At 67.0% G+C, this 23,993-nt stretch carries 20 protein-coding genes and 8 pseudogenes; 9 read left to right on the top strand and 19 right to left on the bottom strand.

Going from position 1 to position 23,993, the window contains the following annotated elements; genetic code table 11:
• On the bottom strand, positions 1-993 hold the full coding sequence (locus FQ389_RS13265) for a stage II sporulation protein M (protein WP_144208366.1): 993 nt from the start codon (positions 991-993) through the stop codon (positions 1-3).
• A gap of 77 nt (positions 994-1,070) precedes the next feature.
• Here FQ389_RS13265 and FQ389_RS13260 point away from each other — a divergent pair, with 77 nt between their 5' ends.
• Positions 1,071-1,946, top strand: a complete 876-nt coding sequence (locus tag FQ389_RS13260) for an RDD family protein (RefSeq protein WP_144208363.1) — start codon at positions 1,071-1,073, stop codon at positions 1,944-1,946.
• A 7-nt stretch (positions 1,947-1,953) separates the two neighbouring features.
• On the opposite strand, the gene FQ389_RS13255 is transcribed toward FQ389_RS13260, so the two are convergent.
• Complete coding sequence (locus FQ389_RS13255; RefSeq protein ID WP_260860749.1) at positions 1,954-2,127, bottom strand: hypothetical protein; 174 nt, start codon at positions 2,125-2,127, stop codon at positions 1,954-1,956.
• Between the two features lie 199 nt (positions 2,128-2,326).
• Between FQ389_RS13255 and FQ389_RS13250 the strand changes: the two are divergent.
• A pseudogene (locus FQ389_RS13250) lies at positions 2,327-3,065 on the top strand (PadR family transcriptional regulator).
• A gap of 27 nt (positions 3,066-3,092) precedes the next feature.
• On the opposite strand, the gene glpK reads toward FQ389_RS13250, so the two are convergent.
• Positions 3,093-4,631, bottom strand: coding sequence for a glycerol kinase GlpK (gene glpK, locus FQ389_RS13245; protein WP_144208360.1), 1,539 nt, complete (start codon positions 4,629-4,631; stop codon positions 3,093-3,095).
• Positions 4,632-4,766: 135 nt separating this feature from the next.
• Between glpK and FQ389_RS13240 the strand changes: the two are divergent.
• Positions 4,767-6,196 (top strand): annotated as a pseudogene (locus tag FQ389_RS13240) (glutamate--cysteine ligase); the annotation flags it as partial.
• Positions 6,197-6,225: 29 nt separating this feature from the next.
• Here FQ389_RS13240 and FQ389_RS13235 read toward each other — a convergent pair.
• The 10 genes and pseudogenes from FQ389_RS13235 to FQ389_RS13195 form a co-directional block, all read right to left on the bottom strand.
• The gene (locus FQ389_RS13235; RefSeq protein ID WP_144208357.1) at positions 6,226-6,558 is read right to left on the bottom strand and encodes a VOC family protein; all 333 of its coding nucleotides are present in this window, start codon (positions 6,556-6,558) and stop codon (positions 6,226-6,228) included.
• Positions 6,559-6,780: 222 nt separating this feature from the next.
• Positions 6,781-7,057: pseudogene (locus FQ389_RS20275) on the bottom strand (ergothioneine biosynthesis PLP-dependent enzyme EgtE); the annotation flags it as partial.
• Between the two features lie 10 nt (positions 7,058-7,067).
• Positions 7,068-7,449 (bottom strand): annotated as a pseudogene (locus tag FQ389_RS13230) (glutamate-cysteine ligase family protein); the annotation flags it as partial.
• Positions 7,450-7,499: 50 nt separating this feature from the next.
• Entirely contained in the window at positions 7,500-8,144 is a 645-nt protein-coding gene (locus tag FQ389_RS13225) for a sensor domain-containing protein (RefSeq protein ID WP_407662883.1), read from the bottom strand.
• A gap of 56 nt (positions 8,145-8,200) precedes the next feature.
• Entirely contained in the window at positions 8,201-9,643 is a 1,443-nt protein-coding gene (locus FQ389_RS13220) for a catalase (protein WP_144208354.1), read from the bottom strand.
• 173 nt (positions 9,644-9,816) lie between these two features.
• A pseudogene (locus tag FQ389_RS21330) lies at positions 9,817-10,213 on the bottom strand (hypothetical protein).
• Positions 10,214-10,438: 225 nt separating this feature from the next.
• Complete coding sequence (locus FQ389_RS13210; protein ID WP_407662882.1) at positions 10,439-10,804, bottom strand: hypothetical protein; 366 nt, start codon at positions 10,802-10,804, stop codon at positions 10,439-10,441.
• A gap of 126 nt (positions 10,805-10,930) precedes the next feature.
• A complete protein-coding gene (locus FQ389_RS13205; RefSeq protein WP_186296421.1) occupies positions 10,931-12,046 on the bottom strand; it encodes a DUF4185 domain-containing protein in 1,116 nt (371 codons plus the stop codon).
• Positions 12,047-12,068: 22 nt separating this feature from the next.
• A complete protein-coding gene (locus FQ389_RS13200) occupies positions 12,069-13,103 on the bottom strand; it encodes an aspartate-semialdehyde dehydrogenase (protein ID WP_144208345.1) in 1,035 nt (344 codons plus the stop codon).
• Positions 13,104-14,366: an aspartate kinase gene (locus FQ389_RS13195; protein ID WP_144208342.1), complete on the bottom strand. Its 1,263-nt coding sequence runs from the start codon at positions 14,364-14,366 to the stop codon at positions 13,104-13,106.
• Positions 14,367-14,618: 252 nt separating this feature from the next.
• Here FQ389_RS13195 and leuA point away from each other — a divergent pair, with 252 nt between their 5' ends.
• A complete protein-coding gene (gene leuA / locus FQ389_RS13190) occupies positions 14,619-16,526 on the top strand; it encodes a 2-isopropylmalate synthase (protein WP_144208339.1) in 1,908 nt (635 codons plus the stop codon).
• Positions 16,527-16,533: 7 nt separating this feature from the next.
• Here leuA and FQ389_RS20270 read toward each other — a convergent pair.
• The 4 genes and pseudogenes from FQ389_RS20270 to FQ389_RS13170 form a co-directional block, all read right to left on the bottom strand.
• A pseudogene (locus FQ389_RS20270) lies at positions 16,534-16,781 on the bottom strand (GMC oxidoreductase).
• Positions 16,782-16,837: 56 nt separating this feature from the next.
• A pseudogene (locus FQ389_RS22575) lies at positions 16,838-17,068 on the bottom strand (GMC oxidoreductase); the annotation flags it as partial.
• Positions 16,962-17,303: a hypothetical protein gene (locus FQ389_RS13175; protein ID WP_260860754.1), complete on the bottom strand. Its 342-nt coding sequence runs from the start codon at positions 17,301-17,303 to the stop codon at positions 16,962-16,964. The gene FQ389_RS13175 and the pseudogene FQ389_RS22575, both read right to left, overlap by 107 nt.
• A 34-nt stretch (positions 17,304-17,337) precedes the next feature.
• Positions 17,338-17,736 carry a GMC family oxidoreductase N-terminal domain-containing protein gene (locus FQ389_RS13170; RefSeq protein WP_186296419.1) on the bottom strand — a complete coding sequence of 133 codons (399 nt, stop codon included), beginning with the start codon at positions 17,734-17,736 and terminating at the stop codon, positions 17,338-17,340.
• Positions 17,737-17,849: 113 nt separating this feature from the next.
• Between FQ389_RS13170 and FQ389_RS13165 the strand changes: the two genes are divergently transcribed.
• Positions 17,850-19,094 (top strand): Mur ligase family protein, encoded by a 1,245-nt coding sequence (locus tag FQ389_RS13165; RefSeq protein ID WP_144208329.1) that lies wholly within the window; start codon positions 17,850-17,852, stop codon positions 19,092-19,094.
• A gap of 19 nt (positions 19,095-19,113) precedes the next feature.
• Positions 19,114-19,806 (top strand): type 1 glutamine amidotransferase, encoded by a 693-nt coding sequence (locus tag FQ389_RS13160; protein WP_407662884.1) that lies wholly within the window; start codon positions 19,114-19,116, stop codon positions 19,804-19,806.
• Positions 19,807-20,017: 211 nt separating this feature from the next.
• Here the strand turns inward: FQ389_RS13160 and recR are convergent, their stop codons facing one another.
• Together recR and FQ389_RS13150 are read right to left on the bottom strand one after the other, a co-directional pair.
• Entirely contained in the window at positions 20,018-20,629 is a 612-nt protein-coding gene (gene recR / locus FQ389_RS13155; RefSeq protein WP_144208323.1) for a recombination mediator RecR, read from the bottom strand.
• A gap of 13 nt (positions 20,630-20,642) precedes the next feature.
• Entirely contained in the window at positions 20,643-21,002 is a 360-nt protein-coding gene (locus FQ389_RS13150) for a YbaB/EbfC family nucleoid-associated protein (protein WP_144208320.1), read from the bottom strand.
• 98 nt (positions 21,003-21,100) lie between these two features.
• Here FQ389_RS13150 and FQ389_RS13145 point away from each other — a divergent pair, with 98 nt between their 5' ends.
• The 3 genes and pseudogenes from FQ389_RS13145 to FQ389_RS22565 form a co-directional block, all read left to right on the top strand.
• Positions 21,101-21,874: an Rv3717 family N-acetylmuramoyl-L-alanine amidase gene (locus tag FQ389_RS13145; protein ID WP_144208317.1), complete on the top strand. Its 774-nt coding sequence runs from the start codon at positions 21,101-21,103 to the stop codon at positions 21,872-21,874.
• Between the two features lie 529 nt (positions 21,875-22,403).
• Complete coding sequence (locus tag FQ389_RS22570) at positions 22,404-22,886, top strand: hypothetical protein (protein ID WP_407662881.1); 483 nt, start codon at positions 22,404-22,406, stop codon at positions 22,884-22,886.
• Positions 22,887-23,190: 304 nt separating this feature from the next.
• Positions 23,191-23,960, top strand: a pseudogene (locus tag FQ389_RS22565) (AMP-binding protein); the annotation flags it as partial.
• Positions 23,961-23,993 lie beyond the last annotated feature (33 nt).

Raw genomic sequence — 23,993 nt, 5'->3', positions numbered from 1 at the left:
TCAGCTCGTCGGCACGACGTCGGGGGCGTCGTCGATGTCACCGGTTTCGCCGGCTTTGACGGCCCGGCGCCCGAAATAGATGACATAGGACAAGAACGTCGCCTCGGCGACCACCCCGATCCCGAGGCGGACAGACATCGGCAGCGGTGACGGCGTCACCAGCGCCTCGCTCAGACCCGAGACCAACAGCACACCGACCAGTCCCACCGCGACCGACACCACGGCCCGGCCCTGTTCGGCCAGCACCTGCCAGCGGGACCGGTCGCCGGGCGCGATCACCGACCACCCCAGCCGCATCCCCGCCGCCCCGGCCAGGAAGACCGCGGTGAGCTCCAGCAACCCATGCGGAATCAACAGACCCAACAGGATGGCGCCCTTGCCTGCGTGAAACATCAAGCCGGCGATCAGCCCCACGTTGGCGGCATTTTGAAACAGCACGATCGGGATCGGCAGGCCCAGCAGCACCGCAAACGCGATGCACTGTGCCGATACCCAGGAGTTGTTCACCCAGACTTGTAGCGCGAACGCCGCGGACGGGTGTTCGCTGTAGTAGGACGCGAAATCGTGGTTGACCAATTGGTCGATGTCGCTGGGGGTTCCGACTGCCGACTGCACCTCGGGATTGGTGGCCACCCACACCGCGATGATTGCCGCGACCGCGAAGAACGCCGCCGCGGTACCCATCCACCATCGCCAGCTGCGGTAGGCGACCACCGGGAAAGACACCGTCCAGAACCGCGCAAATGCGCTGGTCACCGGCGCGTGCGCAGCCGTCACCGCCGAGCGGGCCCGGGCGATCAGGCTCGATAACCGGCCGATCGTCAGTGAATCCGTGGACACCGACCGCAGCATCGACAGATGCGTGGACACTCGCTGGTACAGCTCGACGAGCTCGTCGACTTCGGCTCCCGTCAGCGACCTGCGCTTCTTGACCAACTGGTCGAGCCGGTCCCAGGTGCCGCGATGGGTCAGCACGAATGCGTCGACGTCCACCTTGCGCAGCCTAATCGCATTTTCGGGATAGCTGAGTCCAGCCGGACCGACCCGTGCAACGGGTACCGTTCGGAGTTATGTCGGAGGTGGTGACCGGGGACGCGGTGGTGCTCGATGTGCAGATTGCCCAGTTACCGGTACGCGCACTGAGCGCGCTGCTCGACATCGCCGTGATCTTCCTGCTCTGTATCGTCGGGCTGATGCTGTGGGCCGTCACGCTGACGCAATTCGACGGCGCACTCAGCGCCGCCATCCTGATCATCTTCACCGTGATGGTGCTGGTCGTGTACCCGATGATTTTCGAAACCGCCACCCGCGGTCGGTCGGTGGGCAAGATCATCATGGGCCTGCGTGTTGTATCCGACGACGGGGGCCCAGAACGCTTCCGGCAGGCCCTTTTTCGCGCCCTGGCAGCGCTGGTGGAGATCTGGATGCTCGCCGGCGGCCCCGCGGTGATCTCAAGCATATTGTCGCCCAAAGCCAAACGGATCGGTGACATCTTCGCCGGCACCGTCGTCGTCAGCGAGCACGGCCCGCGCGTCGCGCCCCCGCCCCCGATGCCCCCGTCGCTGGCCTGGTGGGCAGCCTCACTGCAACTGTCCAACCTCGACGCCGGTCAGGCCGAGGTGGCACGCCAATTTCTCTCGCGTGCACCACAACTCGATCGCCAGCTGCGGCTGCAAATGTCTTACCTTATCGCCGGCGACGTGGTGTCGCGGATCGCGCCGCCGCCCCCACCCGGCGCGCCGCCGGAGCTGGTTCTGGCTGCGGTCCTGGCCGAACGACACCGCCGCGAGTTGGCGCGACTGCGCCCGGCGATGCCGCCGCCCGCGCCGTGGGTGGGCGAACCCCAGTACCCCGCACCCGCCGCACCGCAGCCCCAACCGATGCCGGCGCCGCAGGCCACGCCGCCGTCCGGACAGCAGCCCGGCGGCTTCTCACCGCCGTCCTGAGCACGCGCTAGAGGGCGACCGTCACCACCATCAGCGCGACGTCGGCGATCAGCAGCGCCCAGCCAACCAGCGGCACCGCAATCCCGCCGCGGTGCTTGGCGGTGAAAAACGACACCAGAATGACGACGAAGGCGACCAGCAGCGCCCCGTAAAACCCCGAAATCGATCCCGCCGCGGGCACGTGCGGCCGATGTACCCATCGGTGCTACATCACCGCCCCGAGCGCGAATAAGGATGACCAGCGCGGCGTCGGGCACCGTGGAGAACGCCAGCCCCAGTTGACCCACAACCAGACGGGCCGGTCTTGGTCACTGCCGCGCTGCGGACGCTGCGCCGTCCCTCCGGTGTGGGGGTGAACCTCACGTCGGAGTTCTTTATGTATGAACAACTCCTTCACTCCCCCTGACCAGCCATTCACCGGCCACCAAGGATTCGGTTTCGGCCCCAGGCACGGCCCGGGTATCGGGCTGGGGGCTCCCCCCGGCCGGGCGGGCCGACGCGCCCGGCGGCAGGCCCGACGGGAATTCTTCGACAACCCTGCGCGAGCACGCCGGCGACGGCGGTCTGGGTGGGTTCGGTCCCGGCTTCGGCAAGTTAGGCCCCGGCTTCGCACCGGGGTTCGGCCCGGGTTTCGAATTCGGCCCCGGCGGACGCCGCGGCGAATTTCGCCGCGGCGGCGGTCGCGGGCGTCGCGGTGACGTCCTCGCCGCGATCCTGATACTGCTTGGCCGAGCGGCCCATGCACGGCTACGAGATGATCCAACAGATCGCCGAACGCAGCAACGGGCTCTGGAAGCCCAGTTCCGGGTCGGTATACCCGACGCTGCAACTGCTCGATGACGAAGGACTGGTTACCGCGAGCGAAACCGACGGCAGCAAGAAGCTTTTCGAGCTGACCGCAGACGGGCGCACGGCGGCCGAGAAGATCGCGACCCCGCCATGGAACGAGATCGCCGAAGGCGCCGATCCAGGTCAGATGAGTCTGCGCTCGGCCGTCGGTCAGCTGTTCGGCGCGGTGGCGCATTTCGCGCACACCGCTACGCCGAGCAGCAGCAGCGCATCATCGAGATCCTGAACACCGCGCGGCGCGAAATCTACGGTATTCTCGACGAGGATTGACCACGCGCACCCCGGGTGTCCGCCGGCTCAGCGCCGGCGGACACCCGGGTAGGACATGTCGACCCAGTCCAAGGTGCGCAGCACCGCTTTGCGCCAACCCGCATATCCGTTGGCGCGCTGGTCGTCATCCCACGCCGGCGTCCACCGTTTGTCCTCCTGCCAATCGGCCCGCAGGTCGGACGGGTCGGCCCAGAACCCCACCGCCAGGCCGGCCGCGTAGGCGGCGCCCAGCGCGGTGGTCTCGGCGACCACCGGCCGCACCACGTCGACCCCCATCACATCGGCCTGAATCTGCATGCACAACTCATTTTGAGTGATACCGCCGTCGACCTTCAAAACCTTAAGTCGCACACCGGAATCCGATTCCATAGCGTCCACCACATCGCGGCTCTGGTAGCAGATCGCCTCCAGCGTCGCGCGGGCCAGATGGGCATTGGTGTTGTAGCGCGACAGCCCGACGATCGCGCCGCGCGCGTCCGACCGCCAATACGGGGCGAACAACCCGGAAAACGCGGGCACGAAATACACCCCGCCGTTGTCAGGGACCTCGCGTGCCAGCGATTCGCTCTGTGCGGCACCGCTGATAACGCCCAACTGGTCACGCAGCCACTGCACCGCCGAGCCCGTCACCGCGATCGACCCCTCCAGCGCGTAGACGGGTTTGGCGTCGCCGAACTGATAGCACACCGTGGTCAGTAGCCCGTTGTCGGAGCGCACGATCGTCTCGCCGGTGTTGAGCAGCAGGAAATTGCCGGTGCCGTAGGTGTTTTTCGCCTCCCCCGCCGACAGGCACACCTGTCCCACCATCGCGGCGTGCTGGTCACCCAGCATCCCGGTTATCGGCACCTCGGCGCCGAGCGGCCCATCGTCGATCGTCACGCCGTAGGGCTGCTTGGGCGAGGAGGCCGCGATCGCGGGCAGCATCGCGCGCGGAATGGAAAAGAAAGACAGCAGCTCGTCGTCCCAATCCAGCGTCTCCAGATCCATCAGCATGGTGCGGCTGGCGTTGGTCACGTCGGTGACGTGCACCCCGCCCCGTGGGCCGCCGGTCAGATTCCACAACACCCAGGTATCGGCGGTGCCGAACAACGCGTCACCGCGTTCGGCCGCCGCACGCACCCCGTCGACGTTCTCCAGAATCCATTGCAGCTTGCCGCCGGAGAAATAGGTGGCCGGGGGCAGGCCCGCCTTCCGCCGGATCACGTCGCCACAGCCGTCGCGCTGCAGCTCCGACGCGATCCGGTCGGTTCGGGTGTCCTGCCAGACGACGGCGTTGTAGTACGGTCGCCCGGTGCGTTTGTCCCAGACCAGCGTCGTCTCGCGCTGATTCGTAATACCCAGTGCGGCTATGTCTTTCGCCGACAGTTTCGAAGTATTCAGCACCGACATCAGCACCGAGGCGGTGCGTTCCCAGATCTCGATCGGATTGTGCTCGACCCAGCCAGCCCGGGGCAGCACCTGCTCGTGCTCGAGTTGGTGGCGAGCCACTTCGGCGCCGCCGTGGTCGAAAATCATGCACCGCGTGCTGGTGGTGCCCTGGTCGATCGCGGCGACGAACTCGGCCATCTGCTCTCCTTCGTCGTGAACTCTGACACACCATCATCCATGATGGTCTACCGAGCCACCAGAACCGCACCTAATCGGCCCGGTCCGGGTGCCCGGGCGCGCCGCTCTTGCGTTACCGCGGGTAACCTTGTTGAAGGCGATGAGGTCAAGCACACCACGTATGACCGTGCACATCGGCGAGAGTACCGGCGCAAGGTGCAGCTTTGTCTGGACGTCTTCGAGGCAATGCTCACTCAGGCGCGTTTCGACTCCGACCAGCCGCTCACCGGCATGGAAATCGAATGCAATCTCGTCGACGGCGACTATCAGCCCGCCATGTCGAACCGGCACGTACTGGACGCGATCGCGGATCCGGCCTATCAGCGAGAATTGGGCGCTTACAACCGCTTACAACATCGAATTCAACGTGCCGCCGCGGCCACTGCCCGGGCATACCGGCCTGGACCTGGAAGCCGAGGTGCGTGCCAGCCTCAACGAGGTACAGATCCGGGCCGGATCCCGACGGCACCCGCATCGTGATGATCGGCATTCTTCCCAACCCTGATGCCCGAGCATTTGTCCCGCGACGGTGGATGAGCGAGTAGACGCTCCGGGTCGGAGCCGCTGAACTGGGACACCGCGATCATTGCCCCGAATCCGCTTCACCAGTACGCAATTGCACTTGCAGGTGGCGCCAGACGATTTCGTCCCCAACTGGAATGCGACGCAGGTGATGGCCGGTCCGCAGCTGGCGGTGGGAGCCAACTCCCCGTACTTCTTCGGCCACCAACTCTGGTCGGAAACGCGCATCGATGTGTTCTCCCAGTTCACCGACACCCGGCCCGAGGAACTCAAAGTCCAGGGCGTGCGACCCTGGGTGTGGTTCGTCGAACGCTGGATCACTTCGATTTGGATCTGTCAAGGAGAACATCCGCTACTTCCCCTCGCTGCTGCCGAACTGTCCGACGAGGACCCGGTCGCCGAGCTGACCGCCGGGCGCATCCCGCAGCTGGCCGAACTGCGTCTGCACAACGACACCGTGTACCGCTGGAACCGGCCCGTGTACGACGTGTTTGAGGTAGAAGGGGTTGGGCGCCCGCACCTGCGGCTGGAGAATCGGGGTGCTGCCGACCGGCCCCACCGTAGTCGACATGCTGGCCAACTCCGCGTTCTACTACGGCACCCTGCGCATCCTGTCCGAAGAGGAGAATCCGCTCTGGGCGAAGATGAGTTTCACTGCAGCACATGGCAATTTCCTCGAAGCGGCGCGCCGTGGAATCGACGCCCGGCTACATTGGCCCGACCTGGGCGAGGTGGCCGCCACCGACTTGGTGCTGCACACGGTGCTGCCGATCGCCCACGAAGGATTGCGGCGCTGGGGTGTCGACGCCGACGTGCGCGACCGGTTCCTCGGCGTCATCGAGGGCCGCACCAAGGCCGGCCGCAACGGCGCCATTTGGCAGGTCGCGACCGTGCAGGAGCTGGAGGAAGGCGGCATGACTCGACGTGCCGCGCTCGCCGAGATGCTGCGCCGGTACTGCGATCACATGCACGCCAACGAGCCGGTACACACCTGGCCCTGCTGAGTCAGGTCACGGACCCATGATTGCCAGGCCTAGTCGAGGTGGCCCTGCCATACGCTTGCGATGCGAACGCCCTGCACCGCGGGTTTGGGATCGCCGATGGGTCCGCCGGCGGCCCGGATCGCCGCGACGGTCGCGTCCAGGTCGGGCGACCACAACGTAAGCTCGATCAGCGCCGGGTCGGCCCCGGCGGCGACCACCTCGATGAAGGCCTCCCCCTCGCGGTAGAACGCCACTTCGGGTCCGTGCGGGCCCAGCGGATGAAAGCACCGGCGCGGCGCAGCGCCGAACACGGCGGACAGCGCGGTGATGGCCGCGTCCAATTCGGCCACCGTGTAGACCACCGTGGTCGACGTGCGTGACACCGCAGGGGTGCTCCGCGGCGGCGACCGGCGGGTGGACCGCCGTCGTCGGTACCCCGAGATCGTCGGGCCGCGCATAGATTTCGTCGAACCCCCAACCGCGCTCGTCGGTCAGGGCACAGCGAACCCGCCCGATCCGGATCGCGCAGTCCTCGACCACGAATCCCAGTGCACTCCATGCCTTCTCGTCACCGGGTACGCCGAAGGTGGCCATGCCGGTGCCGGTCATGTCGCGGTCACCGCGGTCGCGGCGATCAGCGCTTCGGCGAAGATTTCCAGGTCCACCGCGGTAGTGTAGGCGTGCGGGGAAATCCGCAGCACCGGCGCCGTCATGCTCAGCGGCGCGCGCTGGATGCCGGCGAAGGTGCTCAGGATTCCGCCGTTCGGTGAGCAGCCAGTCCCGCACCGCCTGCACATCGGCGCCGTAGAACGGCGTCAAAGTGGTTATCTCGCTGGGTTCTTCGACTTGTTCGACCACCGCCCACCCCGGTACGTCGGCCAGCGTGGCCACCGGGTTCGACGACCGCCGCGGCGGCATCGGCGGCGACCGGATCGTCGAGCAGCGTGGTCAGCGTGAACGCCATCGCGGGCCAGTACCGGTCCGGCGTGCTGTCGAGGTAGCGGAATTCCAGCCATTGCCTGGGGCGCACCGGCGGGAACAGCGTGGTCAGTATAGTAGTCGAGGTCGGCGAGGGTGGGACGACGGCCGCACAGCTGCGCCGAGCCATCGGCCCAATCGGCGAAGGACACATAGTGGGTGAGCGACGAAAGTCCGCGGCCTCGGGGCTGTGCACCATCATCACCGGCGCCTTGAGCATAGCGGGACGAGTCGGTGCCGGGGTCGTCGCCGCTGGCGCTGAGGATGGGCCCGCAGCGCGCCGAGTCCATCTGCCCCACACCCGCGTCCCGACGGTACGGCTGGTATCAACATTCGACCTCACCGGCTATTGGGCCAGCGCGTTCTGCATGGCACCGGCCAGCACGTTGACCGCGGGCCCCGCGTTGCCAAACTGGCAAACCTTCGCCTGCAACACCACGTTTTCGCGCAGCCGGGTTTGAGTGAAGCACCGTCGATCGGTGCCCACTTCCTGCTTGGTCCAGTTCGCGTCGGTCCCGGTGGCGGGGGCGCCGGCGAAGGACCACACCTGCGTTTGCCCGTTGCCCAGATGCATCGCCGTGGTCTGCCCCGAGCAGCCGACGGTCCGGTCGACTACCCGTTGGTAGGCCCGGCTCGCGGCGTCGGTGGTGGCGAACACCCCGACCGCCTGCTTGACCAGATGGGTCTGGTCGGTGGCCGACGTCTGCGTGGTGGCCCCGTTGAACGACGCCAGGTCGGGGTCGTTATACACCTCGGGCAGGCCGATGTCGGCCCAGTTGTTGCAGTCGGGCTGGTCGACGAAGAAACCCTGAAACGGCTCGGTGAAAACCGACTCCCAGCCCATCGGGCCGCCGACGACGTTGCCGACCGAGCCTTTGCCGAGCACCGCGTAGGACACGACACCGGGATCGGAGGGATGGGCGGACGCGGTGGGGATGGCCGAGCTCAGCGCCACACCGGCGCTGAGCGCCACGGCGGAGATCCGCATCATGAGGTTCGATCATGCCAGGGTGATGCCGTCTCGTGCATCCGCCTCACCCGGGCAAACTATTGACCCCGAATGCCTTCTTCCACCTTCTTGCTGAGATCGGGGTCGACGTTGCGCCAGTACTCGAAGACCCGGGACAGCACCGGCTCCTTGACCCCCTTGGAGACGTGTCCAATGATGTTGTGCGCCAATCGTTCCCGCGCTGCGTCGTCGAGCACCTCGCGGACCATGGTGCCCGCCTGGCTCCAGTCGTCGTCCTCGGCGTGCAGCGTGTACGCCGCGCGTATCATCTGACCGTCGGCATGCCAGCGAACCTCGGCCGCCCGCGCCGGGTCCGCGTGCAGACCGCTGTAGGAGTTGGGCGCATACACAGGATCGGTGACGTTCTTAATGCGCATCGCGCCGTCTTTGGAGTAACTGTTGACCTCCACCTTGGGCTCATTGACCGGGATTTGCCGATAATTCGCACCCAGCCGGGCACGGTGTGCATCGGAGTAGGAGAAGCCCCGCGCCTGCAACATCTTGTCTGGGCTCAGGCCGGTGCCGGGCACGGTGTTGTTCGGTTCGAAGGCCGCCTGCTCGATTTCGGTGTGGTAGTCGGTGACGTTGCGGTTCAGCGTCATCTTGCCGACGTCGATCAACGGATAGTCGCCGTGCGGCCACACTTTCGTCAGGTCGAACGGGTTGAACCGGTAGTCCTTCGCCTCCTCGTACGGCATAATCTGCATCTTGAGTGTCCAGCTGGGATGGTCGCCCAGCTCGATGGCGTCGTACAAGTCGCGCTGGTGATAATCACCGTCCTCACCGGCTAATCGGTCGGCATCCTCCTGGGTCAAAAAGTCGATGCCCTGATCGGTGATGAAGTGGTACTTCACCCAGAAGATCTCGCCGGCGGCGTTGATCCAACTGTAGGTGTGGCTGCTGTAGCCGTTCATGTTGCGCCATGTCTTGGGAATCCCGCGATCGCCCATCAGCCACGTCACCTGGTGTGCGGATTCCGGCGACAGGCTCCAGAAATCCCACTGCATGTTGTGGTCACGCAAATTCGTTGCCTGCATCCGTTTTTGGGACCGGATGAAGTGCTGGAACTTCAGCGGATCGCGCATGAAGAAGACGGGCGTGTTGTTGCCGACCATGTCGAAATTGCCCTCGGAAGTATAGAACTTCAGGGCGAAGCCACGCGGGTCCCGCCATGTGTCCGGGCTGCCGCGCTCCCCAGCCACAGTCGAAAACCGGGCCAGCATCTCGGTTTTGGTGCCGGGCTGAAACACCGCGGCCCTGGTGAACTGACTGACGTCATGGGTCACTTCGAACTGACCGAAGGCACCACCACCCTTGGCGTGTGGCTGCCGTTCCGGGATGCGCTCCCGATTGAATTGAGCCATCTGCTCGATCAGGTAATGGTCCTGCAGCAGAATCGGGCCGTCGGGACCGACCGTCAGCGACTGCTCGTCGCTGGGCGCGGGGATCCCGGCATCGGTCGTAGTGAAGCGCTCCATCATCTCATATCTCCTCGTCATCTGCGCGTCGGCTGGGGATGCCGCACTCCGAGGGCAGTGAGTGCCACGGGTACCAAACAGCACCAATACGAACCGGCGTCAAGACCTTCCACCAGTAAACCACGACGGCCCGGCACCGCGGTGGGCGCCGGGCCGTCCGGGCTGGAGGTTCAACGCTACGAACGCGGTCCCGGCGCCGACGTCGGAACGCTGGTCGCCGGTGCCGGACCACCCGGCCCACCGGGCCCGGCGATCGGACCGCCGGGGCCGCCCGGACCGAACGGACCTGTTGCGGGGCCGGGCCCGTATGGGCCGCCCGGATACATCCCGGGGCCACCCGGTCTCCGCCGTACTGCCAGGGCCCCGGAGCGCCCGGGCCACCCGGCCTGAACATCACGCCGTGATGGCGGCAGTGATGGTGCTGATAGCCGAAGATCACGGCGCCAGAGAAGAAGACCACCGACAGGATGAAGACAATCCCCGCGACGATAACCACCCACGCCGCCGCGGCGTCGGAGGCGGAGCGGTGTCAACGTGCGTCGGCGGTGTTGCGCGTTCCGGTGTTTCACTCATGTCTTGCATACTGCCCCTGGATGGCGCTGCCGCAATGGATTCCGGTGACAAAAGTTGCTGTGAAATCGATGGTGCGCGATCGAGGCCCGATATCGGCGAATCGCCAGTAGCCCGGCGCTGTGTGGAACGCCGGCTACTGCGTGTTTAATATTGTGGTGGCCCCCGGGGGTTCTCCATTTTACCCCGTGACCATCTGAAGGTTTGAGGTGTGTCGCACGGGGGTGGCTACGGTGTACGAGACGGCGCGACCGACGTCTGAATCTGGCGGGGCCCTGGGGCGCCCGGCGCTACCGAGGCGGGCGCATCGGGCTGGTTGGCACCGGGCCAGCCGACGGGGCCGCCGAAGCGGTGCGGATGGAACATCGCGTGATGCTTATGGTGGTGATGGTGGCCGGGGTGGTGTCCTGTCGACCTACCGAGCATGAAGCCGGTGCAGAAGATGACCGCAATGACGAACACGGTCCCGGCGACGATAGCGACCCAGGCCGCGGCCTGGAAGACCCTGGCGGGCCGGTGCACCACCGGATCCGCAGGAACCGGTGCGGTTGCGGTCGCGGACCGCGCTGTGGGGGTTTCAGATGTTTCACTCATGAGACACATGATGCGGGGGTAAACAATAGTTGCGCTACTTATGTAGCAGCTGTGAGCAAAAACCCGTTCTGAGCTGGTTAAATACGGGCTGGGGCGGCAGGCTCAGGGGCGATTTGCCCGCCAGACCTACTCGGGCTTGAAGGGGTTGACCGCGAATTGAATCACCCGGTAGGGCGCCGCGACGCGCGCGCGCGTATCCCATTGGCTGACGAAGATTCGCAGCTCGTCGAGTGTGGAACCGGGCGAGATGTACCCACCGTACGGCTGCGCGAGCCGGTTGTCTTCCGGCGGCGGCAGGCTCTCCGCCGGTTCGGGCCACTCGACGTGCTGCACGACGGTGGTCACCGGCGCATCGCCCAGCGAAGTCGCGTCGTTGGCGACCCGGACCTCCATGTTGCCGTTGCTGGAGTTGAAGTAGGACAACACGCTTTTGCCGTCGACCTGGCGAAAGCACATCTCGCCGACCATGTCCGGCCACAACGGCGTCGGCGGCTTGTTCCAGCCGCCGCCCGGTCCGGCCGCCCAGCCCTGCCACCGAGAGCGGTCCGTAAAGTGTTGTGGTGCAACACGATACAGGATGACCGGCTGACTGCGGGTGAAGCTGTTGGTGACGATGTATACCCATCCGCTCGGCGACTCGGGCGTCGGGATCGGGTCGTAGTAGCCGCTGATCTGCGTCTGCGCCCCGCCCTGATACGAGGCTTCACGCTTCGATCCCGCAACGGTCCGCCAGCCCGCATGCGCCGGTTCGGCGGTCACCAACCGCGAGCTCTGCGGATCGAGATCCTTCGTCGTCGTCACCATCAGGTAATTGCGTCGGTTGATCTCCACCACGCCGGCCGGCAGCTGCGAATCACCCGCCGGCGTGGGATCGGCCAGAAGCGGCTTGCCGGTCCCGGTGACGCCGGTGTAGCGTACCCCGGCGGGATCTTTGATCGAGGCGGTGTCGACGTGCAGCGCGATCGGCGAGTACCAGCCGCCGAATCCCACGCCCTGCCCGGCGAAACTGTCGCCGCACACCTGGAGAAGTTCGGTGGGGAACTCCAGAAACTCACAGAGATCCGTCGCACCTACACCGTAATCCCTTGTGGAAGTACCGGTTCCGGCAGTCGGCCCGATACGCAGCACTTCACCGGGCGCCAGCGGGCGCACGATAGGTCCGGGTGCTGGTGCCGGCGGTTCGGCGTGCACACGCCAAACTGATTGTTCGACAATCAAACACACCACAATGAGCAGCGCGATTCGACCGCCGGTCACCGGTAGATCAGAGCGCTGCGGCTAGCAGCTCGGCGATCTGAATGGCGTTGAGCGCCGCCCCCTTGCGCAGGTTGTCCCCCGAGACGAACAGCGCCAGTCCACGCCCATCCGGTACCCCCAGATCCTGGCGGATGCGGCCGACCAAGGACTCGTCGATGCCGGCGGCATCCAGGGGGGTCGGCACGTCGACCACCTTCACGCCGGGAGCCGCGGCGAGCAGTTCACGCGCGCGTTCCGGCGAAAGTGGCTGCGCGAACTCGGTATTGATCGACAACGAATGCCCGGTGAACACCGGAACCCGCACACAGGTGCCGCTGATCAGCAGATTGGGAATGCCGAGGATTTTGCGGCTCTCGTGGCGCAGCTTTTGGTCCTCGTCGGTCTCCCCCGAGCCGTCGTCCACCAGCGAACCAGCCAGCGGCACCACGTTGAACGCGATCGGCGCGACGTAGGTCTTGGGCGCCGGGAAGTCCACCGCCCGGCCGTCGTGCACCAATTGCTCGGCGTCGCCGACGACGGCGCGCGCCTGGCCGGCCAGCTCCTCGACACCGGCGATGCCGCTGCCGGAGACCGCCTGATAGCTCGACACCACCAGCCGCATCAGCTGTGCCTCATCGTGCAACGGTTTGAGCACCGGCATCGCGGCCATGGTGGTGCAGTTGGGGTTGGCGATGATGCCCTTGGGTCGCCGGTGTGCGTCGCGTTCGAAGTTGACCTCCGACACCACCAGCGGCACGTCGGGGTCCTTGCGCCAGGCCGAGGAGTTGTCGATCACCGTCACCCCGGCCGCCGCGAACCGCGGAGCCTGCACCAGCGACATCGTCTTGCCGGCCGAGAATAACGCGATGTCCAGGCCGCTCAGGTCGGCCGTCGCGGCATCCTCGACCTCGATCTCCTGCCTCCGGAATGGCAGCTTGCGGCCCTGCGAGCGGGCCGAGGCGAAGAACCGCACCGAATCCGCCGGAAAGTCGCGCGCTTCGAGCAAGTTACGCATGACCTGACCCACCTGACCAGTGGCGCCCACTACTCCGATCGCAACCATCTACCGACCCGTCCCCGCATAGACCGTGGCTTGCTCGTAGCCGCCGAGCCCGAACGCCTCATGCAACGCGACGACGGCCCTGTTCAATTCGGTATCGCGGCACAGCACCGAAATCCGGATCTCCGAGGTCGAGATCAGTTCGATGTTGACGCCCACCTTGGCCAGCGCCTCACAGAACGTCGCGGTGACCCCGGGATGGCTGCGCATGCCCGCCCCGATCAGCGACACCTTGCCGATGTGGTCGTCATAGAGCAGCTGGGTGAAGCCGATCTCCTCCTTCAGCGAGTCCAGCTTGGCCACCGCGGTGGGCCCGCTGTCACGTGAACAGGTGAACGTGATGTCGGTCTTGCCGTCCTCGACCTTGGAGACGTTCTGCAACACCATGTCGATGTTCACGTCGGCGTCGGCGACCGCGCGGAACACGCTGGCCGCATACCCCGGGATGTCCGGGATGCCGACGATGGTCACTTTGGCTTCGCTGCGGTCGTGCGCGACGCCGGTCAGCAGGGGGCTTTCCATGTCTATGTCCTTGATCGATCCGACGACGGTGCCTAGCTTGTCCGAGTACGAGGACCGGACGTGCACCGGAAGGTTGTAACGACGGGCGTACTCCACGCAGCGCAGCATCAGCACCTTGGCGCCACAGGCGGCCATTTCGAGCATTTCCTCGAAGGTCACCGCGTCGAGCTTGCGGGCGTTGGGCACGATCCGCGGGTCCGCGCTGAAAATGCCGTCCACGTCGGTGTAGATCTCGCAGACGTCGGCTTCCAGCGCGGCGGCCAGCGCCACCGCGGTGGTGTCCGAGCCGCCGCGGCCCAAGGTGGTCACGTCACGGCTGTCCTGGCTGACGCCCTGGAAGCCCGCGACCAGCACAACGTCACCCTGCTCGAGCGCGGACTGCAGCCGCGTCGGCGTGACGTCGATGATCTTCGCGTTACCATGCGTACCCGTGGTGATCACGCCGGCCTGCGACCCGGTGAACGACCGGGCCCGGGCGCCGAGCGATTCGACGGCCATCGCGACCAGCGCGTTGGAGACGCGTTCCCCGGCGGTCAGCAGCATGTCCAGCTCGCGCGCCGGCGGCACCGGGCACACCTGCTGCGCAAGATCAAGCAGGTCATCGGTGGTGTCGCCCATCGCCGAAACCACCACGACGACGTCGTTGCCCTGCTTTTTGGTCTCGACAATGCGTTCCGCGACGCGGCGGATCCGGTCGGCGTCGGCCACCGAGGATCCGCCGTACTTCTGTACAACCAGCGCCACTGTTTTCCTGCCTGCCCTTCCCGCCCACAGACATGGTTCAAGTTCACCTCAGAATACGTGGCGCCACATCTCGTTTGATGCCCCGCCAGCGAGGGCCACGGCCTGCGGTTTTAGTTCTCGGTCGGCGCCGATTTGGCTCGCTTCTCTCCTAGCCGCCGGGCGCGGTAGAGTTGCGGGCGTGCAGCGGGTGCTCCTTCTCGGACGCCGCGACGGGGTCTAATCCAGACCGGCTTCCCGTCGCGAGTGTTCGCGATGCGCCGGTCTGAAGTCCCTTCTGACATCCCCGGAGCAATTACCGTGATCATTTTTTCCGAAACCGACGCATACACCTCGCCCCGAACCCTGACCAAGCCCGCGGGCCCACCACGGGCAGGCCAGCCCTCCTGGAACCCGCAGCGCGGCTCGTCGATGCCAATCGACCGGTACCGGCCCTTCGCCGACGAAGTCGAGCCGATCACGCTGCCCGACCGCACCTGGCCCGACCGCGTCATCGACAGCGCGCCGTTGTGGTGCGCGGTGGATTTGCGCGACGGCAATCAGGCGTTGATCGATCCGATGAGCCTGGCCCGCAAGCGCCGCATGTTCGATCTGCTGGTCGCCATGGGCTACAAGGAAATTGAGGTCGGATTCCCGTCGGCCAGCCAGACGGACTACGACTTCGTTCGCGAAATCATCACCGAAAACGCCATTCCCGAAGACGTCACCATTCAGGTGCTGACCCAGTGCCGACCGGAATTGATCGAGCGCACCTTCGAGGCGTGCCAGGGTGCGCACAAGGTGATCGTGCACTTTTACAACTCGACGTCAATCCTGCAGCGGCGTGTGGTTTTTCGCGCCGACCGGGCCGAGGTGCAGGCCATCGCGACCGAAGGCGCCCGCAAATGCGTCGAGGAAGCGGCCAAATACCCTGGCACGCAATGGCGATTCGAGTACTCGCCGGAGTCCTACACCGGGACGGAACTGGAGTACGCCAAGCAGGTTAGCGATGCCGTCGGCGAAATCATTCAACCGACACCGAACAACCCGATCATCTTCAACCTGCCTGCCACGGTGGAGATGGCTACCCCCAACGTCTACGCCGACTCGATCGAGTGGATGAGCCGCAACCTGGCCAACCGGGAATCCGTCATCCTGAGTCTGCACCCACACAACGACCGCGGAACCGCTGTTGCCGCAGCCGAATTAGGATATGCGGCCGGTGCTGACCGGATCGAGGGCTGCCTGTTCGGCAACGGGGAACGGACCGGAAATGTGTGTCTGGTTACGCTGGGGCTGAACCTCTTCTCCCGCGGCGTGGATCCGCAGATCGACTTCTCCAACATCGACGAGATCCGCCGCACGGTGGAGTACTGCAACCAGCTGGCCGTGCACGAACGCCACCCCTACGGCGGCGATCTGGTGTACACCGCGTTCTCCGGCAGCCACCAGGACGCCATCAACAAGGGCCTGGACCAGATGAAGGTCGACGCCGACGCCGCCGACACCGACGTCGAGGACATGCTCTGGCAGGTGCCGTACCTGCCGATTGACCCGCGTGATGTCGGCCGCACCTACGAGGCGGTGATCCGGGTCAACTCCCAGTCCGGCAAGGGCGGGGTGGCCTACATCATGAAGTCCGACCACGGGCTGGTGCTGCCGCGGCGGCTGCAGATCGAGTTCTCCCAGGTGATCCAGAAGATCGCCGACGGCGAGGGCGGCGAGGTGTCGCCGAAGGACATGTGGGACGCGTTCGCCACGGAATACCTGGAGCCGGTGTGGCCGCTGGAGCGGATCAAGCAGCGGGTCGAGGCGGCCGAGGATGACGGTGGCGTGACCAGCGTCAGCGCGATTGTCAAGATCAACGGTGTGGAGACCGAGGTCAGCGGTTCCGGCAATGGGCCGCTGGCCGCGTTCGTGCACGCGCTCGGCGGCGTCGGGTTTGACGTCGCCGTGCTCGACTACTCCGAGCACGCGATGAGCGCTGGCGATGACGCGCAGGCCGCGGCGTACGTGGAGGCGTCGGTCGCGATCGCGAGCGCGGCGGAGCTGGGCGAAGCGGGTCGCGGCCCATCAGGTCCCGTCGCGGGTCGCACTGCGTGGGGCGTGGGCATTGCCCCGTCGATCACCACGGCGTCGCTGCGGGCCGTCGTTTCGGCGGTCAACCGGGCCGCGCGTGGATAGCGGCCGGCTACACCGCATCCCGGATCAGGTCGGCGGCCTTCTCCGCGATCGCCAGCACGGCGGCGTTCCGGTTCGCGGCGGGCAGGGACGGCATCACCGCGGCGTCGGCGACGCGCAGGCCCTCGACACCGTGCACGCGCAGTTCGGTGTCGACCACTGCGTTCGGTCGCCGCCGATCCGGCAGGTGCCCACCGGGTGGAAGTACGTGCCGACCGCGCGGCGTAGGTGGGAGATGAGTTCGTCGTCGGTGGACACCTGCGGGCCCGGGATGGCTTCGGCGGCGCGCCACGGCGCCAGCGCGTCCGACGCCCCACCTCGCGGGCGGCGCGGGCCGCCTCGAGCATCAGCGCGACGTCGCGTTCGTCGGAGAGAAACCCCAGATCGATCAGCGGTGCCGCGGTGGGGTCCGCGAACGCCAAACGCACCGATCCGCGGCTATGCGGGCGTAGCACAGCGAACTCGATCGAATAGCCGCGCTCCGGCGCCGACGTTCCCGGCGGCGGCAGCGGAATGTCGACGAACAGCAGATACGTGTCCGGCATCGTCGCACCGGGCATTACCCGCAGCGCCGCCAGCGCATCGACGTGGTTGTACGCCCCGCCAGCACTGGCTGGGCCGCCGAGTACACCAGCGCGGCGAACGGGTGGTCGCACAGGTTCGCCCCGACGCCTGGCAGGTCGACGACCATGCCGATGCCGTACCGCCGCAGAGGTGCCCGGCCGGGCCGATCCCGGATAGCTGCAGCAGCCGCGGTGATCCGATCGCGCCTGCGCACAGGACGACCTCGCGCTCGGCCCGTACGTTATGCCGTTCAGTCGGCGAAAGCTGGGTACGTCACACCGGTGCAGCGACGGAGAGTCAACGTCAGGCCGGTGACCAACGCCCCGGTGCGCACCGTGAGATTGCGCCTGGAAAGGGCCGGGCACAGATATGCGTCGGCCGCCGACTGCCGTACCCCAGCGACGGTGTCGCGGTCATACCAGCACACGCCCTCCGACTGCGCGCCGTTGAGGTCATCGGAGACCGGATGTCCGCATTCCTTGCACGCCTGGAAGAACGCCGCGGCGGCCGGATGAACTTCCGGGGCACATTCGCTGATGGTCCGGGCCTGACCGGGCCGGAAACCCGAGGTCTCGAGGTCGATGACGGCCCAACCCACGTCCGGATCGCTCGCCGGCCGGCCCCAGATCGCCGGAGTTGTGGGGCTCATGAACGACAGAATCGCACGTCGGGCCGACATCACCGCGTCGCTGCGCGGTGATGTCGGCAGTTAAGTCCGGGCGGCAAAAGCGCCACCCTCGCCAACGCCTTTAAACTGCGCGGGTGGTCACCATTCGCGCACGTCTGGCCCTCGCCGCGGGAGCGAGCGCCCGGTGGGCGTCGCGGGTCACCGGACGCGGCGCCGGGGCGATGATCGGCGGCCTGGTGGCAATGACGCTGGACCGGTCGATCCTGGGCCAGCTCGGCGCGAGACGGCGCACGGTCATCGTCACCGGCACCAACGGCAAGTCGACGACCACCCGAATGACCGCGGCCGCGTTGGGCACGCTCGGCCCGGTCGCCACCAATGCCGAGGGCGCCAACATGGACGCCGGCCTGGTCGCGGCGCTGGCCGCGGATCGGGACGCCGCGCTGGCGGCCCTGGAAGTCGACGAGATGCACGTGCCGCACGTGTGCGACGTCGTGCAGCCCAGCGTCATCGTGTTGCTCAACCTGTCCCGCGACCAGCTGGACCGGGTCGGCGAAATCAACGTGATCGAACGCACGCTGCGGGCCGGGCTGGCCCGCCATCCGGATGCGGTGATCGTCGCCAACTGCGACGACGTGCTGATGGCCTCGGCGACCTACGACAGCCCGAACGTGGTGTGGGTGGCGGCCGGCGGCGCCTGGACGAACGACTCGGTCAGCTGCCCCCGCAGCGGCGAGGTGATCGTCCGCGAGCGGGGTCACTGGTACAGCACCGGCGCCGACTTCAAGCGCCCCAGCCCACACTGGTGGTTCGACCCGCACGAAGGCGGCAACCTTTACGGCCCCGACGGGCTGGCGTTGCCGCTGCGGCTGGCGCTGCCGGGGGCCGTGAACCGGGGTAACGCCGCGCAGGCCGTCGCGGCCGCGGTCGCGCTGGGCGCCGACCCGGCCAAAGCCGTCGCGGCGGTGTCGGCCGTGGACGAGGTCGCGGGACGGTACCGGACCGTGCGCATCGGCGTGCACGACGCGCGCATTCTGCTCGCCAAGAACCCGGCCGGATGGCAGGAGGCGCTGTCGATGGTCGACACCCGCGCGGCCGGCGTCGTCATCTCGGTCAACGGGCAGGTGGCCGACGGCGAGGATTTGTCCTGGCTGTGGGACGTGCGGTTCGAGCATCTCGCCGAGCACCGACCCCGCGTCGTCGCCGCGGGCGAGCGGGGCACCGACCTGGCGGTACGCCTCTGCTACGCGGGCATCGAGCACACCCTGGTGCACGACACCCTGGCCGCGATCGCGTCCTGCCCGCCCGGGCAGGTCGAGGTCGTCGCCAACTACACGGCCTTCCTGCAGCTGCACCGAAAGCTGGCGCGCCATGGCTGACTCCAGGTCGATGTCGACCATGCGGATCGGGCTGGTGCTGCCCGACGTGATGGGCACCTACGGCGACGGCGGCAACGCCGTGGTGCTGCGCCAGCGGCTGCGGCTGCGCGGCATCGCCGCCGACATCGTGGAGATCACGCTGGACGACCCGGTGCCCGAGTCGTTGGATCTCTACACCCTGGGCGGCGCCGAGGACTACGCGCAGCGGCTGGCCACCCGGCATCTGCTGCGGTACCCCGGCCTGCAGCGCGCCGCAGAGCGCGGCGCACCCGTGCTGGCGATCTGTGCCGCCGTCCAGGTGCTCGGCCACTGGTACGAGACGTCGTCCGGGGAACGCGTCGACGGCGTGGCCATGCTCGACGCGACGACCTCACCGCAGCAGGCACGCACCATCGGCGAGTTGGTGAGCACGCCGTTGCCGGCCGGGCTGAGCCAGCCGCTGACCGGCTTTGAAAACCACCGCGGTGGCACGGTGTTGGGCCCCGCGGCCGCGCCGCTGGGGGCGGTCGTCAAGGGCGCGGGCAACCGCCTCGGTGACGGTTTCGACGGCGCGATCCAGGGCAGCGTCGTCGCGACCTACATGCACGGGCCGTGTCTGGCCCGCAACCCGGAGCTGGCCGACCTGCTGCTCGGCAAGGTGGTGGGCAAGCTGGCGCCGCTGCAGCTGCCCGAGGTGGACCTGCTGCGCCGCGAACGACTGGCGGCGCGCTGACGTGCGAATCCCGACGGCGAGGTTCGACACACGGTTCGCGGCCAGCGCCGCGGCGCTCGGCGCGGCCGTGATCGTCGCGTCGTCGATACCCGGCGACCATCCACTACAGCTTCGACGCGGTGACGCTGGCCGGCGAGGGTGAGACGACGACGTCGGTGTGTGTGTGGAGGCGCCTTCACCAGGCAATTCCGGCTGAGCAAGGCGTGAAACGTCAGACCATCGAGCGGCGGCCGGTGAGCGCGCGTCCCAGCGTGAGCTCGTCGGCGAACTCCAAGTCGCCGCCCATCGGCAGCCCGGACGCGATCCGCGTCACAGTCAGGCCGGGGATGTCGCGCAGCACCCGGACCAGGTAGGTGGCGGTCGCCTCGCCCTCGGTGTTGGGATCGGTGGCGATGATCACCTCGGTGATGTTGACCCCGTCCACCTGCTCACCGATGCGGCTGAGCAGCTCGCGGATCCGCAGCTGGTCGGGGCCGACTCCGGACAGCGGATCGAGCGCCCCGCCCAGGACGTGGTAGCGGCCGCGGAATTCGCGGGTGCGCTCGACGGCCTGGACGTCCTTGGGCTCCTCGACCACACACACCTGCGAGCCGTCCCGGCGCGGGTCGGCGCAGATCCGGCAGCGTTCGTCGTCGGAGACGTTGCCGCACACCGCGCAGAACCGAACGCCGTCGCGAACCTTGGCCAACACGGCGGTCAATCGGTCGATGTCGGACGGTTCGACCGACAACAGGTGAAAAGCAATGCGCTGCGCGCTCTTTGGCCCGATGCCCGGCAGCTTGCCTAGCTCGTCGATCAAATCCTGGACGGGTCCTTCGAACATGACGGGATGCGGGTCAGAGCCCCGGCATTTGCATCGGCGGGGCCGACGGGTCCGTCGGGTTTGGCGGCACGCCCAGGCCCGCGGTCAGCGATCCCAACTGTTCCTGGGCCAGCTTGGTGACCTGCTTGGAGGCGTCGGCCATGGCGCCGACGATCAGATCTTGCAGGGTCTCGACGTCTGAGGGGTCGACGACCGAGGGGTCGATCTTGACCGCGATGACCTCACCGCTGCCCTTGACGATGGCTTCGACCAGGCCGCCGCCCGCACGACCGTGAATTTCGGCGTTAGCGAGTTGATGCTGAGCCTCCATCAGCTTTTGCTGCATTTGCTGCGCCTGGGCGAGCAGCGCCGACATGTCGCCACCGGGTTGCATGACAATCCTCTCGCATCTTGGTCTCGAGTTGGTTTCGCCTGTGGATGTCTGGCGATTCGAAACACCCAGCGTAGACCGCGCGAGGTTACCTTTGCGCCGTGCAGCTACGAGTGAGCAGGCGTGTCGGAGTCAAGTTCGTCATCGGGGCAGTGATTGCCGCGTCGACAGCGGTCACTCCGGCCGCCACCCCGACTGCAAGGGGGGTCCCGTCGAACATCGCCGGCATGATCGTTTTCATCGACCCCGGCCACAACGGCGCCAACGACGCCTCCATCAGCCGGCAGGTGACAACCGGGCGCGGCGGCACCAAGGATTGCCAGACCAGCGGAACCGCGACCAACTCCGGCTACCAGGAACACACCTTCACCTGGGACACCGCGCTGCGGGTACGCGCGGCGCTAAACGCCCTGGGGGTTCGGACCGCGCTGTCGCGGGGCAACGACAACGCGTTGGGGCCGTGCATCGATGAGCGGGCCAACGTGGCCAATTCGTTGCGGCCCAACGCGATCTTGAGCATCCACGCCGACGGCGGTCCACCGTACGGCCGGGGATTCCACGTCAACTATTCGGCCCCGCCGCTCAACCAGGTGCAGGCGGGACCGTCGGTGCAGTACGCGCGCATCATGCGCGACCAGATGCAGGCCTCCGGCATCCCGCCGGCCACCTACATCGGCCAAAACGGGTTGTACGGACGCTCCGACTTGACCGGCCTTAACCTCGCGCAATACCCCGCGATCCTGGTCGAGTGCGGCAACATGAAGAACCCGGTCGACTCGGGGCTGATGGAGTCGCCGGGGGGTCGGCAGAAATACGCCGACGCGATGGTCCGTGGCGTCGCGGGCTTCCTGGCCACCCAGGGTCAGGCCCGCTGAGCTGACTTTCCGGGACCACCTCCTTGGGTGGCGGCGGGACGGTACGCGGTAGCGTTGTCGGTAATTCACATCGGGTTTCCGATTCGCCGCTATCGCCACCGTTTTTCGGGTCGCTCCGAGACCTGGTTCGCAGCGAACTGGAGTACGAGGCGTCGGCGGATTATCTAGCCGATCAGGCCTATTGGAGCAGTCACCTGCTGTCGGCGCCGGCCCCGACTACCCGCACGGACCGGCCCGGCCGGATGCGTCGCAGCCGTCCCCACCGGTTCAGCTGGATCCGTCGGTGGTCGGCCGGATCAAGGCCTGTCCAAAGCGCTGGGTGTCCGGCGATCCTCGGTGCTCACGGCCGCATGCGCCTGCTGGTGCGCGGCTGTGCCGGCGGTTCGGAGGTCGTCCTCGACTTTCCGGTCAGCAGGCGCGTGCACCCGGAAACCAAGTCGTTGCCCGGGATGGTGCCGCTCGTGTTGCAGGCCGCACCGGCGACGCTGTCGCCGATTTCTGCCGGCACGTCGATCGGCAGACCCGAGCGTTGCACCATAATCGATTTCCAGTACACACGCTCGGCGACTACGGCGGAATCCGGGAGAGCGGGCAGGGCGCGAACCGGGTGATCGTCAACTCCATCCCGTCTTGGCTCACCCTGGAGTTGGGCGGTATTCCGGCTACCGCCACCTACACCAGTTTCGGGCCGATCGGTCATTTCGGCTTGTTCTGCGTCGGCGTTGGCGACGAACAGTTCCGCACCACCGCGGGCTCCGGGCAACCGTATTCGGAATTCGACCTCTCGGAATTGGCGGTCCGGTTACAGCAGATATTGACCGCGATGACGGCCGACCCGGGGCGCGACCTGTCCTACGTCGTGTCGGTGGACGCCGATGAGCACGCCGTGTTGGATCGTTGGGGCAATCGGGAAGTGCTGGACCGGCACCCGGCTCGCGCGTCGGTGCCGGACCTGTTCGCCGCGCAGGTCGCACGCACGCCCGACGCGGTCACGGTGACCGGCGCCCGCTGACGTACCGCCAACTCGACGCGAACGCCAACCGGCTGGCGAACCTGCTTGACGAACGTGGTACCGGACCGGGAAGGCGTTGTCGCGCTGATGTTTCCGTGTTCCCTCAAAGGGGTCACCGCGATCCTGGCGGTCCTGAAAACCGGGGCGGCGTACCTGCCGATAGACCCGACGCGCCCCCGGGCGCGCATTGACTTCACACTCACCGACGCGGCGCCGGTTGGCCGCCGTGACCACTGCGGACCTGGTCGATCTCTTTGACGGATGCGCTAGCCTGCGTGTCATCACTACCGACGATCCTCGCCTTGCCAGTCAGCCCGACACCGCGCCGCCGCCCCTCCCCGAACGACATCGCCCACATCATCTACACCTCGGGCACCACCGGAGCACCCAAAGGTGTGGCCGTCACCCAGCACAACATCACCCAGCTGTTCGATTCGCTGACCACGGGCCTGCCCCCGGTGCAGGTGTGGAGCCAGTGCCACTCCTATGCGTTCGACTTCTCCGCGTGGGAGATCTGGGGGGCGCTGCTGCACGGCGGGCGCCTGGTGGTGGTGCCCGAGGCGGTGACCGCCTCACCCAACGACTTCCAGGCGTTGATCGGCGGCGAGGGTGTCACCCTGCTGACCCAGACCCCGTCGTCGGTGGCGGCGCTGTCGTCCGAGGCGGTGGGCCCGGCTGCGCTGCTGATCGGCGAGGAGCCGCGCCCAACCGGCGTCGTGGACGGGTGGGCGCCGGGGCGGGTGATGCTCAACGTCTACGGCCCCACCGAAACGACCATGTACGTGGCCAAGGGCGCACCCCGAGTCCTTCTTCGACCTCGGTAGGGACAGCATCTTGTCGATGCAGGTGGTGTCCCGGGCCCGCGCAGCCGGCGTATTGTGCCGTCCGCGTGACATTTTCGTCGAGCAGACCGTCGCACGGTTGGCCCGCGTTGTCCCCCTCGCCACCACCGGCAGCGACGTCGTCGACGAGGGCACAGGGCCCGTGGCGGCCACCCCGATCGCGCGTTGGCTGCAGAACGTGGATGGTCCCATCGAGCTGTTCAACCAGGCCATGGTGGTGCAGGCACCCGCCGCGTGACCGAAGCTGGCGCAGCGGTCGTGCTGC

This window comes from Mycobacterium tilburgii (assembly GCF_902168065.1).
GTDB classification, from domain to species: domain Bacteria; phylum Actinomycetota; class Actinomycetes; order Mycobacteriales; family Mycobacteriaceae; genus Mycobacterium; species Mycobacterium tilburgii.
This window is presented reverse-complemented; position numbering and strand designations above follow the sequence as displayed.

What these genes read in the sequence shown, in the direction of transcription:
- FQ389_RS13260 (WP_144208363.1), top strand. Translation starts at nt 1,071, where the DNA reads ATGTCGGAGGTGGTGACCGGGGACGCGGTGGTGCTCGATGTGCAGATT.
- glpK (WP_144208360.1), bottom strand. Translation starts at nt 4,631, where the DNA reads ATGGCCGAGTTCGTCGCCGCGATCGACCAGGGCACCACCAGCACGCGG.
- FQ389_RS13225 (WP_407662883.1), bottom strand. Translation starts at nt 8,144, where the DNA reads ATGATGCGGATCTCCGCCGTGGCGCTCAGCGCCGGTGTGGCGCTGAGC.
- FQ389_RS13220 (WP_144208354.1), bottom strand. Translation starts at nt 9,643, where the DNA reads ATGATGGAGCGCTTCACTACGACCGATGCCGGGATCCCCGCGCCCAGC.
- FQ389_RS13210 (WP_407662882.1), bottom strand. Translation starts at nt 10,804, where the DNA reads ATGAGTGAAACATCTGAAACCCCCACAGCGCGGTCCGCGACCGCAACC.
- FQ389_RS13200 (WP_144208345.1), bottom strand. Translation starts at nt 13,103, where the DNA reads ATGGTTGCGATCGGAGTAGTGGGCGCCACTGGTCAGGTGGGTCAGGTC.
- leuA (WP_144208339.1), top strand. Translation starts at nt 14,619, where the DNA reads ATGCGCCGGTCTGAAGTCCCTTCTGACATCCCCGGAGCAATTACCGTG.
- FQ389_RS13170 (WP_186296419.1), bottom strand. Translation starts at nt 17,736, where the DNA reads ATGAGCCCCACAACTCCGGCGATCTGGGGCCGGCCGGCGAGCGATCCG.
- FQ389_RS13160 (WP_407662884.1), top strand. Translation starts at nt 19,114, where the DNA reads ATGCGGATCGGGCTGGTGCTGCCCGACGTGATGGGCACCTACGGCGAC.
- recR (WP_144208323.1), bottom strand. Translation starts at nt 20,629, where the DNA reads ATGTTCGAAGGACCCGTCCAGGATTTGATCGACGAGCTAGGCAAGCTG.
- FQ389_RS13150 (WP_144208320.1), bottom strand. Translation starts at nt 21,002, where the DNA reads ATGCAACCCGGTGGCGACATGTCGGCGCTGCTCGCCCAGGCGCAGCAA.